Origin of the sequence: Nocardiopsis changdeensis (assembly GCF_018316655.1) — a bacterium.
In the GTDB taxonomy this organism is placed as follows: Bacteria; Actinomycetota; Actinomycetes; order Streptosporangiales; family Streptosporangiaceae; genus Nocardiopsis; species Nocardiopsis changdeensis.
The window spans coordinates 6,066,963-6,083,088 of sequence record NZ_CP074133.1; the positions used below are offsets into that span (position 1 = coordinate 6,066,963).

Genomic DNA, 16,126 nt, shown 5'->3' on the forward strand with positions numbered 1-16,126 from the left:
CCTCGACATCGTTCTGTCTATGGAACGATAGGAGAACGCCGGTGGCGGAGCAAGCCGGATACGGACACGGGAGGAGAGGCCATGGAGCTCGCCGTGCGGGTGGGGCTGCGGCTGCGTGAGCTGCGCGGACGGCGGGGCCTGTCGCTGTCCGAGCTGGCGCGCCGCTCCGGGGTCGGCAAGGGCACCCTCTCCGAGTTGGAGTCCGGCCGGCGCAACCCCACCCTGGAGACGCTGTACGCGCTCACCACCGCGCTCGGGGAGCCCCTCGGTTCCGTGCTGGGGCCCGTCGCCGAACGCTCCGAGGTCTCCGGCCGCGCCGTGGACGCCGTCCTCATCGACCGCTTCGAGGACGGCGCCGCCACCACCGAGACCTACCGCCTGCGCATCCGCGCCGGGGCCGTCCAGGAGTCCCCGCCGCACGTCCCCGGCACGACGGAGCGCCTCATCGTCCTGAGCGGCACGGCCCGCGCGGGCGCCGCCTCCGCACCTTTGGAGCTGGGCCCCGGCGAGCACGGCTGCTGGACCTCCGACGTCCCGCACGTCTACAGCGCGCCGCACGGGGACGTCGAGGCGGTCCTGGTCGTCCGCTACCCGGTGCCCGGTCCCTGACCGCCCCCGGTCCGAGTCCAGGCACGCAGTTTCTCCGGGTTCCGGACGACCCAGATCCGGGTGACACGACCCTCGGAGACACCGAACGAGGCCACGGTCACGACCGTGCCGGCGCGCCGGCCCACCAGGCCCGGGGCGCCGTTGACCGACCGCTCCAGGAGTTCGAGGCCCGGGGCGCGGTCGGCGATGGCGGTCATGTACGCGGCGATGTTCCGGCGCCCCTCGATCGGTCGCAGGGCGGCACCGGCCAGGCCCCCGCCGTCGGAGGTCATCACGGCGGACGGGTCCAGGAGTCCGACGAGGGCGGCGATGTCCTTGGACCGCCAGGCCCGCTTGATGTTCCGGATCACCTCGGCCCGCCCGGCCCCCGCCCGCGGCGGGTGGGCGGTCCCCGGTCGGCGCCGGGCGGAGGACGCCAGTTGCCTGCAGGCGGCGGGGGTGCGGTCCAGGATGTCGGCGATCTCGGCGAAGGGGTACCGGAACACGTCGTGCAGGACAAAGGCCACCCTCTCGGCGGGCGTCATCGACTCCAGGACGACGAGGAAGGCCGTATCCACCGACTCGTCGAGGACCATCTGGTCGGCGGGGTCGGTGTTCCGGCCGTGGTTCCACTCGTCGCGGTCGGGCAGGGGCTCGGGCAGCCACGCGCCGACATAACGTTCCCGCCGGGCCCGGGCCGAGCCGAGCACGTCGAGGCAGATGCGGGAGGTGACGGTCGTCAGCCAGGCGCCGGGGGACACGATCTCCTCGCGCCGGCCCGGCGGCAACGCGTACCAGCGGGCGTAGGCGTCCTGGACGGCGTCCTCGGCCTCGACCAGTGAGCCCAGCAGCCGGTAGGCGACGTTGATCAGCAGGCGGCGTTCACCGGCGGCCCCGGCGGGGGCCTCCCCTGCCGTTCCCATGGTCCCGACCACCCTTCGCCTGACCTTTTGCGGGCCCGCGTCGTCGGACCGGTGAGACCTTATCCATCCACCGCCCCCGGGCGGAAAAGGGGGGCACCGACATGACCACCGTCCGAACAGCGGAACGGCGATTCCCGTTCCTCCGGGTCGCGATCGCGACGCAGACCCTGACCCTCTTCCTCCAGGCGGTCTCCGCCGGACTGCTGCTGGTCTCGCCGTACGGGGCGGTCATGCACGACATCGGCTCCCGGGTGATGTACGGGGCGGCGATGCTGTACGTGCTCGCGGCCGCGCTGGTGTGGAAACCGGGCGGTGGCTCGCCCCGGCACCTCTGGTACGCGTCCGGCTTTCTCGCCCTGGCCTCGGTCCAGGTCGTGCTCGGCATCCTGCACGTCCCGGCGGCGCACGTCCCGCTGGGTGTGCTGATGTTCGGCCTGAGCCTGCTGGCCCTGGCCCTGAGCCTGAAGCCGGGCGCCCGGACCGCGGACTGACAGGCGCCCGGGCCGCGGACCGGGCCGCCGTTCGAAGGTTCGGCGCCGTGGGGCGGGCCGGGGATCCGGGTCAGGGCTCGGGGCCGTGCCTCAGCTCCATTTTTCGAGCTCCATGTCGATGCGCGGATCGGAACGCACCCACACCTCGCCCGGAGAAGCGCCGGCCGGGGTCTCTGCGATGTGGAGGCCCAGGGCCTCGACCGTCTCCAGCAGTTCGTCCCGGGCCGCGCCCGCCTCTGCGAGCGTGCGGCCGCCGAAGAGCACGTAGTACACCTCGGCATCGCTCACGTACTCGTTGTGGCCGGTGTCGGCCCAGATCCCGCAGAACCGTTTCAGGGCCTTCCTGTCGAGCTTCGGCATCGCCGCGACCTCCCGGCGCCTCTGCTCGACCCTGCGCGATTCCCGCGCCCAGGCGAGTTCGAGGTTCTCGAACGACTCGTCCGGCAGCAGGCTCTCGCGATCCGTGGTCCACGGGCCGTGGTCGTCGAGGGCGGCGTGACCCCTGTAGGCGAAGCGCAGTTGCAGGTCGACGCCGTCGGTGCGCCGCTCATAGCGGCGGTAGTCGGCCTCGGCGTCCTCGCCGTCGCGCACACGTCCGACGATCCCGAAGGCGGTCTCGATGACCAGCACCTCATCGGTGAGCACACGTTCGAGACGGAAGGTCGAGTTGTCCTCGCTCACGTGCTTCTTGATGAAGCCGTTGAACGCCGTCGAGAACTTGAGGTGGTCGTGGTCGCCCATCGTGAACGAACGCCTGTGCCCCTGCCCATCCCGGAATACGAGCTTTCGGTCACTCACATCGCACCTTCCCCTTCGAGGCCGCGCGGCCGTGCACGGGCCGGTACGCGACCGCCCCTCGGCCGTATTCTCGCCCGGATGACGGCTCGGCCGTGCTCTGCGGGGCGGGTCCGGGGCCGGGCGTGGAACCGCCGCCCTTCGGCACCCTGGCGGCTAGAGTGCGCACATCCGCGAGGAAGGCAGGGACATGGCGACCATCACCGACCACGACTCCTACATCGCCGCCGCGCCGGAGGCGTTCCGCCCGGTCCTCCACCGCCTCCGGGAGCTCCTGCGCGAGGCTCTCCCGGACGCGGAGGAGATGACGGCGTACAACATGCCGGGGTTCCGGATCCGTGGCACGGTCGTCGCGAGCTACGCGGCGTTCAGCAAGCAGATCGGGCTGTACTTCCTCGCCCCCGCGATCTCCGATCACGCCGCGGAGATCGCGGAGGCAGGCCTCAAGGCGAGCAGGACCGGCATCACCTTCCCGCCACGCAAGCCGGTCCCGGACGATCTCGTGACACGGATCGCGCGGGCTTCACGCGAACACGCCGACGGCTGAGGACCGCCGCCGCGGATCCGCGCGGCGCGGGCGCCGCGGGGCCGCTACACGTTGAAGCGGAACTCCACGACGTCGCCGTCGGCCATGACGTACTCCTTGCCCTCCATGCGGACCTTGCCCGCGGCGCGGGCGGACTGCATGTCGCCGGCCGCGACCAGGTCGTCGTAGGAGACCACCTCGGCCTTGATGAAGCCGCGCTGGAAGTCGGTGTGGATGACCCCCGCCGCCTCCGGCGCGGTGGCGCCCTTCTTGATGGTCCAGGCGCGGGCCTCCTTGGGCCCGGCGGTGAGGTAGGTCTGCAGGCCCAGGGTGTCGAACCCGACTCGGGCCAGCTGGGCCAGGCCGGACTCGGTCTGCCCCATGGACTCCAGCAGCTCCTGGGCCTCGTCGTCGTCCAGCTCGGCCAGCTCCGCCTCGATCTTGGCGTCCAGGAAGATCGCCTCGGCGGGGGCGACCAGCTCCTGGAGCTTGGCGCGCAGGGCCTCGTCGGCCAGCTCGCCGCTGTCGAGGTTGAACACGTAGATGAACGGCTTGACCGTGAGCAGGCTCAGCTCGCGCAGCCGGGCCAGGTCGACGTCCTTGTCCCCGGCCGCGTACAGCGAGGTGCCGCCGTCGAGGATCTCCTGGGCGGCGCGGGCGGCGGCCAGCAGCTCCTGGGAGTCCTTGTCCTTGGCGTTGCGCTTGGCGTCCTTCTCCAGGCGCGGCAGGGCCTTCTCCAGGGTCTGGAGGTCGGCCAGGATCAGCTCGGTGTTGATGGTCTCGATGTCGCGCGAGGGCTCGACCTCGCCGTCCACGTGGGTGACGTCGGGGTCGTCGAAGACCCGGATCACCTGGCAGATGGCGTCGCTCTCGCGGATGTTGGCGAGGAACTTGTTGCCCAGCCCCTCACCGGTGGAGGCGCCGCGCACGATGCCCGCGATGTCCACGAAGTCGACGGTCGCCGGGAGGACCTTGGCGGAACCGAAGATCTCGGCGAGCCGGCCGAGCCGTGCATCGGGCACGCCGACGACTCCGACGTTGGGCTCGATGGTCGCGAACGGGTAGTTCGCGGCCAGAGCGTCGTTCTTGGTCAGCGCGTTGAAGAGGGTGGACTTGCCGACGTTGGGCAGTCCCACGATCCCGATAGACAGACTCACAAGGTGAGAGTCTATGCGGCCCGGCGGCCCGGCCGATCCGTTCCCGGGGGGAAACCGGACCGATCGCCGAAACACGCTGCGCAGGCATCACTACGCACAGTAGGTTCGATTCATGTCGCCGGGGACCCGGGCGGGAGATGTCCGACCCGCCGACCCCTTCCCCGGTACCCCGGCCTGCGAGCCACGGCCGCGGGTCCCGGCGGCGGGGAGGCCCGCGCACCACGCGGAGCGCGGGCCGGTGCGCGGACGACCGCCCGGGCCCCCGACCCGTTTCTTGGGGGGAACATGGTCACCGACCACCTGCGCGAGATCGTGCGCCGCTACCCGCTGGTGAGGTTCGCGGCACGGCGGCTGCGCGTCCGGCTGCCCCGGAGCATGGGCGGCCTGGACCCGGGCCGGGTGCCGCCGTGGAGCCGCACCTTCACCCTGGCCCTGCCAGAGGGCGGGGCGGGCGATCCGCGGGAGCTGACGCTGCACCTGCCCGGCTACCTGACGGTGCCGCGGAGACTGGCCGCCCACGGGCTGGCCGGGCACGGCCCCGACGCCCTGTCCTGCTTCCTGGCCATGCTGGACCGCACCCGGCCGGGGGCGGTGCTCGACGTGGGGTCGGGGGTCGGGGTGTACGCGATGCTGGCGGCGACGCGGTCGCGGCGCCCGGTGTTCGCGTTCGAGCCGACCCCGGAGATCGCCCTGGCGGCCCGGTCGGCCGCGGAGGCCACGGGCCGGGGCTTCACGGTGGTGGAGGCCGCTCTGAGCAACCACAACGGCAGCGCCTACCTGCGGCGGGCCCGGCACAACGACATGTGCAACACGATCGGGCTTCCGCGGCGCCAGGACCTGTCGGGGACGACGGTGCGGGCGGCCACGCTGTCGCGGTGGTGCGAGTCGGAGGGCTGCTCCCCGGCCGTGGTGAAGATCGACACGGCGGGCACCGAGCCCGACGTCGTGGCCGGGGGCCTGGGGGTGCTGCGCCGGTTCCGGCCGTGGCTGCTGGTGAGGGTGCGTCCGGGCCGGGGCCTGGAGGAGCGGCTGATGGCCCTGCTGGACCCGCTGGAGTACACGTGGTACCCGGTCAACGGGCGGCCGCCGTACCAGCCGAGCCGGGAGATCGCGGCGCGTTCGTCCCCGGCGTGGGAGCGGATGTGGCTGCTCACCCCCGAACCGGCCGGGGAGGGCTTCTGGGCGGCGGCGCGGGCCTGGCGGGAGGCGCTGGCCGCCTGTTCCTGAGGCCGGGGCGCCGACGGGGTGCCGCCGAGGCGCGGAGCACGGTCCGCGGGGGGTGCGGCGCGGCCCGCAGGGGGTGGGGTGCCGACGGGGCGCGGAGTGTGGTCCCCGGGGCGGAGCGCGGTCCGGGGGGTGGGGCGCGGTCCGGGATGCGGAGCGCGGTCCCCGGGGCGGAGTGCCGCCGGGGCGCGGAGCGCGGTCCGGGGGGTGGGGCGTGCGCCCCGCCCCCGGTCCGGCCGGCGGGTCAGAGCCAGGAGTCCAGCTCGGCCAGCAGCCCGGCGGGGTTGTCGCGGTGGATGCAGTGCCCGGACCCCGCCACCCTGCGCACCTCGAAGCCGCGCTCGACGAGTTCGGCGGCGGCCCGGTCGTCGACCGTGATGGCGTCCTCGGCCCGCAGCACCAGGGACGGGACGTGCGCCTTGTCCGGCAGCAGGTCGTGCCCGGCGACCTCGGCCGCGACGAAGGCGTAGAACTCCGGGTCGCAGGCGGCGAAGCCCGCCAGCTCCTGCTCCACGTCGAGGTCGTTCCAGCGCGGGTTCATGGCCCGCACGTGCGCGGCGTCGGCGGTCTCGAAGACCCGGCGCATGCGCTCCCCCGCGTCGGCGGGCATCGGCGGCAGCCGGAACGCCGGGTCCAGGTAGACGGCCCGGGCGGGGGCCGAGCGCTCCACCGCCAGGGACAGCGCCAGGCCGCCCATGGAGTGGCCGATGGCGAGGTCCGCCCCCGAGGGCAGGGAGTCCACCAGGTCGTCGCCCAGCGCCTGGACGCTGTAGCCGCCGCGGCCGCTGGCCCCGTGGCCGCGCAGGTCCGCGGACACGACGCGGTACCCCCGCTCGACGAGGGCGGGGACCAGGGCGTGCCAGGTTCCGTGGTGGGCCCCGGCCCCGTGGACGAGCAGGGCCGTTCTTTCTCCGGTGCCGGTGGTGTAGGTCTCCAGGTTCAATGGGACTCCTTGCGAAGGGACGAGAGGCCGCCCCGGGACCGGGAGGGGACCGGTCGACCGGAGCGGTCATCTCAGCCTCTCGGACAATCCGGGGACCGAGAAGGAAATGACCGGAAGCGGACGTGCGCGCGCAGCTTTCCTTCCCGGTCACGGCACCGGCCCCTCCGCGGGCGGACCGGCGGGGTCCCGGGCCGTCGCGACGGCGGCGACGGCGCGACGGCCGTTCTGCGCTCTGCGGTCCCGGCGGTACGGAGTCCCCCTCGCGGGGCGCGGCGCCCGGGGGCCGGGCGCCGCGCGGGAGGGGCGGCTCAGATCCAGCCGTCGAGGGAGGCGAGGAAGCCGGGCAGGTCGTCGCGGTGGATGCAGTGCCCGGCCCCGGCGACGGTGCGGACCTCGAAGCCCCGTTCGGCCAGGCGGCGGGCCCCCTCGGCGTCCACCGTGAAGCTGGGGTCGGCCAGCTGCACCAGGGAGGGCACCGCGGCCGCGGCGGGCATCGGGTCGTGCGCGGCGGCGTCGGCGACGACGTCGAAGAACGCGGGGTCGAAGGCGGCGAAGCCGGCGAGCTCGGCGGCGATGTCGGCGTCGCTCCAGCGCGGGTTCATGGCGCGCACGGACTCGGCGGTGGCCTCGGCGACCATCCTCCGCATGGCCGCGGAGACCCCCGGGTCCACCTGGGCGAAGCCGAAGGCGGGGTCGGAGTACACCGCGCGGGCGGGTGCGAGCCGCTCCACCGCCAGGGACAGCGCCAGGCCGCCCATGGAGTGGCCGATGGCGAGGTCCGCCCCCGAGGGCAGGGAATCCACCAGGTCGTCGCCCAGCGCCCGGACGCTGTAGCCGCCGCGGCCGCTGGCCCCGTGGCCGCGCATGTCCACGCCGATCACCCGGTAGCCGAGGCCGGTCAGGTGCGCCTCGACGGCGTGCCAGGTGCCGTGGTCGGACATCGCTCCGTGGACGAGCAGAGCGGTGCGGTCACCGGTACCGGTGTCGTAGGTGGCCAGTTCCATGGGTTTCCCTTCGGTTGCGGGCGGCGTCAGCGGACGCCGCGGACGAAGACGATGGCGAGCGCTCCGAGCAGGCCCACGGCGGAGCCGACCAGGAACAGGGAGCCGTATCCGCCGAGGTGGAGGATGATCGTCGAGGCGATGAACGGGGCGATGACCTGCGGCCCGGCGGCGGCGATGTTCAGCACGCCCATGTCCCGGGCGGCGTCGGCCCCGCTGGGCAGGACCAGGGTGGCCAGGGCGGTGTCGACGGCCATGAAGCAGCCGAAGGCGCTGCCGTTGACGACGGCGAAGACCAGCATCCCGGTCCAGGTCGGCAGGAAGAACGGGATGAGCATCGCCCCGGCCGACACCACGCCGCAGACCAGGGCGAAGAGGCGGCGCCGGTCGAGGCGGTCCGAGAGCGGGCCGCCGACCGCGGTGGTGACGACGGTGGCGGCGGCGGTGACGAGGCTCAGGACGGTGACCCCGGCGGCGGGGGCCAGGCCCTCGGGCATCTCGACGAAGTAGTCGAGGATGTAGAGCTGGAAGCCCAGGACCAGGAAGTAGCCGAAGAAGAGCAGCGCCCGGCCGACGAACACCAGGGTGAAGTCGCGGTGGGAGAGGGCCGACAGGAAGCGGCCCAGGGCGGCGAGCGGGCCGACCCGCCCACCGGCGGCGACGGGGGGCAGCTCGTCGCCGCGGGGGTCGTGGGTCGTGGTGGTGAGCACGACGGCGACGGCGACCACGAGGCCGCCCAGGACGATGTAGCCGAACGGCAGCGCACCGGTGAACAGGGTGGCGACCCCGGTGCCCAGCACCCCGGCGGCGGCGACGGCGATGCCCATGGCCGCGGCCGCGGTGCCGCGGCGCTCGTGGGGGACGCGGTCGGGGATCACGGCGGTGACGGCGGCCTGGTGGAGGTTCATGGCCCCCTGGGCCAGGCACCAGCCCAGGGCGATCATCAGCAGCGAGTCGGCGAAGCCGAGCGCGAGGACCAGCAGCAGCCCGGCGACGGCGCCGCCGAGGATCCACGGGTTGCGGCGCCCCCACCGCGAGCGCGTGCGGTCGGACAGGGCGCCGCCGATGGGGTTGAAGACGGTGCCGAAGACCGCGGCGACGCCCGAGACCAGGCCGAGGTTGGCGACGGCGGCCTCCTCGTCGCCGGGGGTCAGGCCCTGCACCTGGAGGGGCAGCAGGACGGCGCCGATGCCCAGGTAGAAGGCGTAGACGGCGAGGTTGCCGACGCCGAGCACCGGGATCAGGCGCCGCAGGCTCCGGCGGCCTCTGGTCCGAGAGGGGGGAAACGGATTCGGACATGTCGCATCATCCTTGGCCGGAGTGAGGAGAAACACCTGTTCAGGTGTGGTTATTCGTTTAAGCTAGTTACACGTTTAACTATTGTCAACGGTCCGGTGACCGGAACTTCACACCCTCCTGAGAAGACAGGGCACACTAGCCGCATGACCTCGATCCGCCCCCGACCCGCGACCATCTCCGACATCGCCCGCCGGGCGGGAGTGTCCACCGCGACCGTGTCGTACGTGCTCAACGACGCCCCCGCGGGCGCGCGCATCCCCGAGGAGACCCGGGCCCGGGTCCGCGCCGCCGCCGACGACCTGGGGTACGTGCCGCACGCCAGCGCGCGGTCGCTGCGCACGGGCGCCCGCGACCTGGTCCTGTACGTGCACTTCGACGTGGCGCACGGGCCGCTGGCGTCGGAGTTCCTGTACGCGCTCGCCCGCGCGCTGCGCGACCTGGGCTACACGCTCATGCAGTACGGCGCCGAGAAGAACCGCGGAGTCAAGGCGGCCCGCGCCTGGGCGGCGCTGCGCCCGGCCGCCGTCCTGGCGGGCGACGACCGGCTCACCGCCGCGGGCGTCGAGCTGCTCACCAAGGCGGGCATCCGGGTCATCGGCCTGGGCTCGGACCCGGCGCGCGCCAAGGGGACGGGCCTGTCCACCCTGGTCATGGACCACCACGCCGTCGGCCTGGCCGCGGGCCGCCACCTGACCGGCCGCGGCTACCGCGACCTGGCCGTCGTGCTGCCCACCGACCCGCCGCTGCGCACCATGGGCGAGGGCCGCCTCGCGGGCGTCCGCGAGGCGGCCGCCGAGGCCGGCGCCGCCGTGCGCGTCCACGACATGGACTACTCCCCCGCCTCCGCGGCCGGGATCGTCGCCGCCTGGCGCGCCGAGGGCCTGCCCCGCGGCGTCTTCGGCTACAACGACGAGTTCTCCGGCCTGCTGCTGGGCGCCCTCCTCGACGCCGGCGTGCGGGTCCCCGAGGAGGTCGGCCTCGTGGGCGCCGACGACCTCATGCTCTGCGAGATGCTCCGCCCGGCCCTCACCAGCGTCCGCCTGCGGAGCGAGAGCCCCGAGGAGATCGCCCGCCGCATCACCGAGGCGATCACCGAGGGGGCCGAGGTGCACCTCTCCCCCTGGACCGCCCACCCGGTCCCCCGCCGGACCTGACCCCGGGCACACCGAGGGGAGGGGAGGGCACGAGGTCCCCTTGCCTATAGCGGACCACGGCAGCGCCCCCGCGCGCCACCCACGCCCTCCGCCCCTGTGGACGAACGCCGCCCCGGCCGCGGCTCGCCCCCGGCCCGCGACGCAGCGGGCCGGGCACAGCAGGCCACGATGCAGCGGGCCGAGGCGGGGATACGCACGCCCCGACCGGCGCCCCGGCCCCCGGTCCGCGACGCAGCGGGCCGTCCGCCCCCGGGGGCTACCCGAGTTCGGCGCGGGCGGTCAGGCGCACGTCCGCGTAGGAGCGGCCGACCAGCAGGTCGTAGCCGCCCGCGGGGTACTCCCACTCACCGGCGTCCTCCGCCCAGGTCCGGATGGCATCGCGCGGGACGTCGATCTCCACGTCGACCGTCTCCCCCGGCTCGGCGGACACGGCCGCGAACCCGGCCAGCCAGCGGGCCGGGCGGTCGCCCGCCTCGTGGGGGGCCAGGTAGAGCTGGACGACCTCGCGGCCCGCCCGCTCGCCGGCGTTGGTCAAGCGCACCCGCACCCGGGCCACCGCGGCCTCCTCACCGACGGCACCGTCGACGTCACCGGCGCCACCCGCGCCCCCGGCCCCACCGGCCGCGTCGGCGCCGACGGACACCTCCAGGGCGTCGTAGCGCCACCGGGTGTAGGACAGCCCGTGCCCGAACCAGTAGGCGGGTTCGGCGCCCGACCGCTCCCAGCCGCGGTGGCCGACGAACACGCCCTCGGAGTACTCCAGCGCCCCGTCCTCCGGCACGACCTGCGTGACCGGGGCGTCGGCCAGGGCGACCGGCCAGGTGGTGGGCAGCCGCCCGGACGGGTCCTCCCCGCCCAGCAGCACGTCGGCCAGCGCCCCGCCGACCTCCTGCCCGCCGAACCAGGCGAGCAGCACCGCCGCCACGTCCTCCCGCCAGGGCATCTCCACCGGGGCGCCCGCGCAGACCACCACGACGGTGCGCTCGTTCACCTCGGCGACCCGGGCGACCAGCTCGTCCTGGCGCCCCGGCAGGGCCAGCGAGTCCCGGTCGAAGCCCTCCGACTCCACCTCGTCCGTGGTCCCCACCACGACCACCGCGACGTCGGCGCCGCGCGCGGCCTCGACCGCCTCGGCCAGCAGCGTGGCGTCGTCGGCCAGCGGCGCCCGGTGGGTGACGGTGAACCCGATGAACGCGAAGTCCCCCATCCCCAGGTCCTCGTGGGCCTTGACCACCGAGAGCCGGACCGGCCGCCCCGCGGTGAGCGCGACCGGGACCGCCGCGGTCGGCGGCGCGAACATGGCGGCGGCCGGGTCGTCCCCCTCCGCCTTCAGCTCCCCGTCGAACACGGTCTCCCCGTCGACCGCCAGCACGTACCGGCCCGCCCCGGAGACCCCGATCAGGTGGTCGCCGTCCACGTCCGGGGTGAACTCGCCGGTGAGCTCGATCCGGTCGAGCTCGGCGTTGGACACCCCGGCCGGGAGCTCGCCGATCCACCGGGCGGTGCCGTCGGGCAGCGGCTCGGTGGCCAGGACCCGGCCGTCGGCGGCCAGGAACGCGGCGTTCAGGGGCGCGGCCACGGCGGGCGGCCCGGTGCGCGGGTCGGTGCCGACGGCGTGCACGAGCTCCACGTCCCCGGGCAGCGCGGCGCGCAGCCCCTCCAGCGGCGAGACGGTGCGCTCGGCGAACACGCTGGCGCTGCCGCCGCCGCTGGTCCGGGCCTCGGAGGCGGGCAGGCCGATGAGCGCCACCCGGCGGATCCGCTCGGGCTCCAGCGGCAGCGCGGAGCCCTCGTTGCGCAGCAGCACGAAGGACCGCGCGGCGGCCTCCCGCGCCACGGAGCGGCCGTCCAGCCCGGCGGGCCGGTCGGTCGGGGCCACCACGGGCTCGGCCCCCTCCAGCAGCCCCACCCGGGCGGCCAGGCGCAGCACCCGGCGGGCCATCCCGGTGACGGCCTCCTCGGGGACGCGGCCGTCGCGGACGGCGTCCACGAGGTGGCTCCCGTAGACGGTGTTGGGCCCGGGCATGGCCACGTCCATCCCGGCCAGGGCGGCGGCGACGGTGTCGCGGGCGGCGGTCCAGTCCGAGACGATGAACCCGTCGAAGCCCCACTCCTCGCGCAGTACGGCGTTGAGCTCGGCGTGCTCGGTCAGGGTGGTCCCGTTGACCTTGTTGTAGGAGGCCATGACGCCCCAGGGGCGGGCCTTGGCGACGATGCGCTCGAAGGGGGCGAGGTAGATCTCGCGCAGGGTGCGCTCGTCGGCGCGCACGTCGACGGTGAAGCGGTCGGTCTCGGAGTCGTTGGCGACGAAGTGCTTGACGGTGGTGGCCACACCGCCCTCCTGGACGCCCTGGACGTAGGCGGCCCCGATCTCGCCGGTGAGGAGGGGGTCCTCGGAGTAGGTCTCGAAGTGGCGGCCGCCCAGCGGGGAGCGGTGCATGTTCACGGCGGGGGCGAGCAGGACGTGGACGCCCTTGCGCCGGGCCTCCTGGGCGAGCAGCCGGCCGACGGTGCGGACGAGGCCGGGGTCCCAGGTGGCCGCGAGAGCGGTGGGGCTGGGCAGCTGGACCGAGGGGTCGCTGGGCGTCCAGTGCTCGCCGCGCACGCCGACGGGGCCGTCGGACATGACGAGGCGGCCCAGGCCGATGGCCGGGTTCGCGGGGACCGCCCACATGGAGCCGCCGGACAGGAGGGCGACCCTGCCCTCCAGGTCGAGGGCGGCCAGGGCCTCCTCGACACGGCGTTCGCGGTCGGCGTCGGATGCGTGCATGGTGAACCTCCGAGGGTCGCGCACAGAATTTACCTACCGAGCACTCGGCAAATTATGACCTTTAGGTTAAACGCTTAACTCGACCTTGTGAAGCCCCGACGCCTCCGTGTCACGACGGACTAGCCTGGGACCCGATGACCGAACAGACACCCGCCCCCGGACCCGCGGCCGACCCCGCCCCGGCCCCCGCCCGCCGCGGCCGGGGCCGCCCGCCCGCCACCGCCCGCCGCGAACAGATCGTCACCGCGGCCCTGGAGGAGTTCGCCGAGCACGGGTTCCACAACAGCTCCCTGGCCTCCGTCGCCGAGCGCGTCGGGCTCAGCCAGCAGGGGCTGCTGCACCACTTCCCCACCAAGGAGGCCCTGCTGGTCTCCGTCCTGCGCCGCCGCGACGAGATCGACGAGGCCGACTTCGGCTCCCTGGACGACCTCGACCGCCTGCGCGACGTCGCCGAGCGCAACGCCTCCCGCCCCGGGATCGTGCGCCTGTACACCCTCCTGTCCGCCGAGGGCCTGGCCGAGGACCACCCCGCGCACGGCTACTTCGCGGAGCGCTTCGCCGTCCTGCGCGCCCGGATCGCCGCCGTCCTGCGCGGCACCCACGGCGACCGCCTGCCCTCGGGCGCCACCCCCGAACAGGCGGCGGCCCTGCTCATCGCGGCGATGGACGGGCTCCAGCTCCAGTGGTCCTACGACCCCGAGGCGGCGGACATGCCCGACTTGTTGGCTCTGCTCACCGATGTCCTGCGTGGCGGGGGGGACCCGGCCGGACACGGACTGACACCATAGGGCGCCATGGATCTCCTCTCACTGATGGCGGTACTCCTCGTCGGCATCGCGGTGGGCGTCGCGCTGGGCCTGCTCTGGGCCCGGGGGCAGAGCGCGCAGGCCCGGGCGGAGGCCGAGGCGGCCCGGGACCGGGCCGAGTTCATGGAGGAGCGGCTGGCCGAGCGCTTCCGGGCGCTGTCCGCCCAGGCCCTGGACCAGACCAACCGGAACTTCCTGGAGCTGGCCGAGGGGCGGCTGCGCGCGGTCGGCGCGCAGGCGGGGCACGACATGGACGAACGGCGCAGGGCCGTCGAGCGCATGGTGGAGCCGCTGACCGAGATGCTGGACCGGGTCGAACGCCAGCTGCGGGAGGCCGACGCGGGCCGGGCGGCCGCGCACGCGGAGCTGGCCAAGCAGGTGGAGTTCGTGCGCGAGGGCTCCGAGCGGCTGCGCGACCAGACGCAGGCGCTGGTGACCGCGCTGCGCCGCCCCGAGGCGCGGGGCCGGTGGGGCGAGGTGCAGCTGCGCCGGGTGGCGGAGCTGGCCGGCATGAGCGCGCACTGCGACTTCGAGGAGCAGGTGGCGGTCCAGGACGGTGCGCGCCGCCCGGACATGGTGGTGCGCCTGGCCGGGGGCAAGAACATCGTCGTGGACTCCAAGGTGCCGCTGTCGGCGTACCTGGACGCGGTGGCGGCCGAGGGCGAGGCGCAGGTCCGCGAGCGGCTCCGCGCGCACTCCCGGCACCTGCGCACGCACGTGGACCAGCTGGCGGGCAAGGCGTACTGGTCGGCGCTGAGCCCGGCGCCGGAGTTCGTGGTGCTGTTCATCCCGGGCGAGGCGTTCCTGGCCCCGGCGCTGGAGCACGACCCGGCGCTGCTGGAGTACGCCATGGGCAGGCGGGTGCACATCGCGACGCCCACGACGCTGATCTCGCTGCTGCGCACCGCCCAGTACGCCTGGCAACAGGAGGCCCTGAGCCGCAACGCCCGGGAGGTGTTCGAGCTGGGCAAGCAGCTGCACGCGCGGCTGTCCACCCTGGGCGGCCATGTGGAGGGGCTGGGCCGGGCCCTGTCCCGGACGGTGTCGGCCTACAACCAGACGGTGGGGTCGCTGGAGAACCGGGTGCTGGTGACCGCGCGCCGGTTCGGGGAGCTGGGCCTGGTGGACGGCGACCTGGAGCGCCCGCGCGGGGTGGAGGAGCCGCCCCGGACGGTCGCGGCCCCGGAACTGGTCGAGGACGCCGCCATTCGGATGACAAATAACGGCCACAACAGCGCGACCTAAAAAGAAAGATCCCCGCCCGGGCGGGCCGGAATGGCCTCCCCCGACCGAAAGAAAACCAGGTCAGGGCGCCCCCGGCGACCCGCGGGACGAATGCGGACACTTCATCCGCGAACATGGTGAACCGCGGCACCGCATCCCGGTGTCCAACGGGAGGAAGGCGTGTTCGGTGCGGAAGGGGCAAGTGGACGAAATGACGACACGTTCCCCGGAAAAGACACCGAACGCTCACGAGAAGTGACACACTAAACACTGTGAGTAACACACTTGGGAGGCGCACGGCCATGCCCCCGCGCAAGACGGACGGCCCGGAACCCGGGCGGGCACCGTACTTCGTGCGGCCCGAGGGCCGTTCCCGCAACGCGCCGAAGACGAGGAAGCCCGCGCCCGCCCACCCCGCCGGTCCCCCCGGCGGCGCGTCCGGGCCGCGGCCGACCGCTCCACGCACCCGCCCCGCCACGGGCGCCGCACGGCTCACCGGCCGCGGCGGCGTCCTCGTCATCGCCCTGTTCAGCGTCACCGGCACGGTGATCGCGCACGTGGCCGCGCTGCCCGCGGCCCCGGGCGTCGCCTTCACCCTCGCCTGCCTGCTGACGGTGTCGCTGGTGCGGCCGGGCGACCTGCTCTCGCTGTCGGTCAGCCCGCCGATCGCGTTCTTCGTGGCGGTGGTCGCCACGGAGAGCGTGCTCGCCCTGGGCAACGAGGGCTTCGCCCGGGTGCTCCTCCTCGCCCTGGCCTCGCGTCTGGCCCAGGTCGCCCCCTGGCTGTTCCTGGGCACGGCGCTGGTGCTGGTCATCGGGGTGTTCCGAGGGCTGCCCGGCAACCTGCGCGACCTGGGCGACGAACTCAACGGCCGCAAGTGAGCCGGGGCCGCACCGGCCCCGGATCCCCTCGCCCCCGCCCCGGCGGCCCCGGCGGGCCGCCGCCGGACGGCGCCCTCAGAAGGGCGTGTCCGCGTCCTGGGGCGCGTCGTCCTTCCCGCGCTCGTCCATGGCAGCCGCCATCGTGGCGCGGGCGCCCTCCAGCCAGCGCTCGCAGATGCGGGCCAGCTCCTCGCCCCGCTCCCACAGGGCCAGGGACTCCTTGAGGCTCAGCCCGCCCGACTCCAGCCGCCGCACCACGGTGTTGAGCTCCTCGCGGCTCTCCTCGTAGCTCAGCTCGGGCTCCTCGGCCCCGGCCTCGCGGCCCGCGTCCTTCTTCGCCATGT

General features: G+C 74.3%; 16 protein-coding genes. 8 read left to right on the forward strand and 8 right to left on the reverse strand.

Annotated elements, in window-relative coordinates; translation table 11 throughout:
• Positions 1-81: 81 nt before the first annotated feature.
• Positions 82-609, forward strand: coding sequence for a helix-turn-helix domain-containing protein (locus KGD84_RS27260; protein WP_220563202.1), 528 nt, complete (start codon positions 82-84; stop codon positions 607-609).
• Here the strand turns inward: KGD84_RS27260 and sigJ are convergent.
• On the reverse strand, positions 588-1,511 hold the full coding sequence (gene sigJ / locus KGD84_RS27265; protein WP_220563203.1) for an RNA polymerase sigma factor SigJ: 924 nt from the start codon (positions 1,509-1,511) through the stop codon (positions 588-590). The genes KGD84_RS27260 and sigJ overlap by 22 nt on opposite strands.
• A 101-nt stretch (positions 1,512-1,612) precedes the next feature.
• On the opposite strand from sigJ, the gene KGD84_RS27270 reads away from it, so the two are divergent.
• On the forward strand, positions 1,613-2,002 hold the full coding sequence (locus tag KGD84_RS27270) for a hypothetical protein (protein WP_220563204.1): 390 nt from the start codon (positions 1,613-1,615) through the stop codon (positions 2,000-2,002).
• Positions 2,003-2,092: 90 nt separating this feature from the next.
• Here KGD84_RS27270 and KGD84_RS27275 read toward each other — a convergent pair whose 3' ends face one another.
• A complete protein-coding gene (locus KGD84_RS27275; RefSeq protein WP_420910371.1) occupies positions 2,093-2,743 on the reverse strand; it encodes a hypothetical protein in 651 nt (216 codons plus the stop codon).
• A 244-nt stretch (positions 2,744-2,987) separates the two neighbouring features.
• Here KGD84_RS27275 and KGD84_RS27280 point away from each other — a divergent pair, with 244 nt between their 5' ends.
• Entirely contained in the window at positions 2,988-3,344 is a 357-nt protein-coding gene (locus KGD84_RS27280) for an iron chaperone (RefSeq protein WP_220563205.1), read from the forward strand.
• 44 nt (positions 3,345-3,388) lie between these two features.
• On the opposite strand, the gene ychF is transcribed toward KGD84_RS27280, so the two are convergent.
• The gene (ychF, locus tag KGD84_RS27285) at positions 3,389-4,480 is read right to left on the reverse strand and encodes a redox-regulated ATPase YchF (protein WP_220563206.1); all 1,092 of its coding nucleotides are present in this window, start codon (positions 4,478-4,480) and stop codon (positions 3,389-3,391) included.
• Between the two features lie 285 nt (positions 4,481-4,765).
• Between ychF and KGD84_RS27290 the strand changes: the two genes are divergently transcribed.
• Positions 4,766-5,707 (forward strand): FkbM family methyltransferase, encoded by a 942-nt coding sequence (locus tag KGD84_RS27290; protein WP_220563207.1) that lies wholly within the window; start codon positions 4,766-4,768, stop codon positions 5,705-5,707.
• A gap of 241 nt (positions 5,708-5,948) precedes the next feature.
• On the opposite strand, the gene KGD84_RS27295 is transcribed toward KGD84_RS27290, so the two are convergent.
• The 3 genes from KGD84_RS27295 to KGD84_RS27305 all read right to left on the reverse strand — a co-directional run bounded on the left by KGD84_RS27295 (position 5,949) and on the right by KGD84_RS27305 (position 8,883).
• Complete coding sequence (locus KGD84_RS27295; protein WP_220563208.1) at positions 5,949-6,647, reverse strand: alpha/beta fold hydrolase; 699 nt, start codon at positions 6,645-6,647, stop codon at positions 5,949-5,951.
• A gap of 308 nt (positions 6,648-6,955) precedes the next feature.
• Complete coding sequence (locus KGD84_RS27300; protein WP_220563209.1) at positions 6,956-7,651, reverse strand: alpha/beta fold hydrolase; 696 nt, start codon at positions 7,649-7,651, stop codon at positions 6,956-6,958.
• A 26-nt stretch (positions 7,652-7,677) separates the two neighbouring features.
• Positions 7,678-8,883 (reverse strand): MFS transporter, encoded by a 1,206-nt coding sequence (locus tag KGD84_RS27305; RefSeq protein WP_255646841.1) that lies wholly within the window; start codon positions 8,881-8,883, stop codon positions 7,678-7,680.
• 207 nt (positions 8,884-9,090) lie between these two features.
• Between KGD84_RS27305 and KGD84_RS27310 the strand changes: the two genes are divergently transcribed.
• Positions 9,091-10,101: a LacI family DNA-binding transcriptional regulator gene (locus KGD84_RS27310; protein ID WP_220563211.1), complete on the forward strand. Its 1,011-nt coding sequence runs from the start codon at positions 9,091-9,093 to the stop codon at positions 10,099-10,101.
• Between the two features lie 256 nt (positions 10,102-10,357).
• On the opposite strand, the gene KGD84_RS27315 is transcribed toward KGD84_RS27310, so the two are convergent.
• Positions 10,358-12,871 (reverse strand): glycoside hydrolase family 3 protein, encoded by a 2,514-nt coding sequence (locus KGD84_RS27315; RefSeq protein WP_220563212.1) that lies wholly within the window; start codon positions 12,869-12,871, stop codon positions 10,358-10,360.
• Positions 12,872-13,005: 134 nt separating this feature from the next.
• On the opposite strand from KGD84_RS27315, the gene KGD84_RS27320 reads away from it, so the two are divergent.
• The 3 genes from KGD84_RS27320 (at position 13,006) to KGD84_RS27330 (ending at position 15,782) form a co-directional block, all read left to right on the forward strand.
• Complete coding sequence (locus tag KGD84_RS27320; RefSeq protein ID WP_220563213.1) at positions 13,006-13,659, forward strand: TetR/AcrR family transcriptional regulator; 654 nt, start codon at positions 13,006-13,008, stop codon at positions 13,657-13,659.
• 6 nt (positions 13,660-13,665) lie between these two features.
• Positions 13,666-14,922 (forward strand): DNA recombination protein RmuC, encoded by a 1,257-nt coding sequence (locus tag KGD84_RS27325; protein ID WP_220563214.1) that lies wholly within the window; start codon positions 13,666-13,668, stop codon positions 14,920-14,922.
• Positions 14,923-15,203: 281 nt separating this feature from the next.
• Positions 15,204-15,782 carry a DUF6542 domain-containing protein gene (locus KGD84_RS27330; RefSeq protein WP_220565343.1) on the forward strand — a complete coding sequence of 193 codons (579 nt, stop codon included), beginning with the start codon at positions 15,204-15,206 and terminating at the stop codon, positions 15,780-15,782.
• Between the two features lie 75 nt (positions 15,783-15,857).
• On the opposite strand, the gene KGD84_RS27335 is transcribed toward KGD84_RS27330, so the two are convergent.
• Positions 15,858-16,124 (reverse strand): exodeoxyribonuclease VII small subunit, encoded by a 267-nt coding sequence (locus KGD84_RS27335; protein ID WP_220563215.1) that lies wholly within the window; start codon positions 16,122-16,124, stop codon positions 15,858-15,860.
• Between the last annotated feature and the right edge of the window lie 2 nt (positions 16,125-16,126).

Bases quoted from the DNA above. Each gene is read 5' to 3' on its own strand.
- KGD84_RS27260 (WP_220563202.1), top strand. From the start codon at position 82: ATGGAGCTCGCCGTGCGGGTGGGGCTGCGGCTGCGTGAGCTGCGCGGA.
- sigJ (WP_220563203.1), bottom strand. From the start codon at position 1,511: ATGGGAACGGCAGGGGAGGCCCCCGCCGGGGCCGCCGGTGAACGCCGC.
- KGD84_RS27270 (WP_220563204.1), top strand. From the start codon at position 1,613: ATGACCACCGTCCGAACAGCGGAACGGCGATTCCCGTTCCTCCGGGTC.
- KGD84_RS27275 (WP_420910371.1), bottom strand. From the start codon at position 2,743: ATGGGCGACCACGACCACCTCAAGTTCTCGACGGCGTTCAACGGCTTC.
- KGD84_RS27280 (WP_220563205.1), top strand. From the start codon at position 2,988: ATGGCGACCATCACCGACCACGACTCCTACATCGCCGCCGCGCCGGAG.
- KGD84_RS27290 (WP_220563207.1), top strand. From the start codon at position 4,766: ATGGTCACCGACCACCTGCGCGAGATCGTGCGCCGCTACCCGCTGGTG.
- KGD84_RS27300 (WP_220563209.1), bottom strand. From the start codon at position 7,651: ATGGAACTGGCCACCTACGACACCGGTACCGGTGACCGCACCGCTCTG.
- KGD84_RS27310 (WP_220563211.1), top strand. From the start codon at position 9,091: ATGACCTCGATCCGCCCCCGACCCGCGACCATCTCCGACATCGCCCGC.
- KGD84_RS27315 (WP_220563212.1), bottom strand. From the start codon at position 12,871: ATGCACGCATCCGACGCCGACCGCGAACGCCGTGTCGAGGAGGCCCTG.
- KGD84_RS27320 (WP_220563213.1), top strand. From the start codon at position 13,006: ATGACCGAACAGACACCCGCCCCCGGACCCGCGGCCGACCCCGCCCCG.
- KGD84_RS27325 (WP_220563214.1), top strand. From the start codon at position 13,666: ATGGATCTCCTCTCACTGATGGCGGTACTCCTCGTCGGCATCGCGGTG.
- KGD84_RS27330 (WP_220565343.1), top strand. From the start codon at position 15,204: ATGCCCCCGCGCAAGACGGACGGCCCGGAACCCGGGCGGGCACCGTAC.
- KGD84_RS27335 (WP_220563215.1), bottom strand. From the start codon at position 16,124: ATGGCGAAGAAGGACGCGGGCCGCGAGGCCGGGGCCGAGGAGCCCGAG.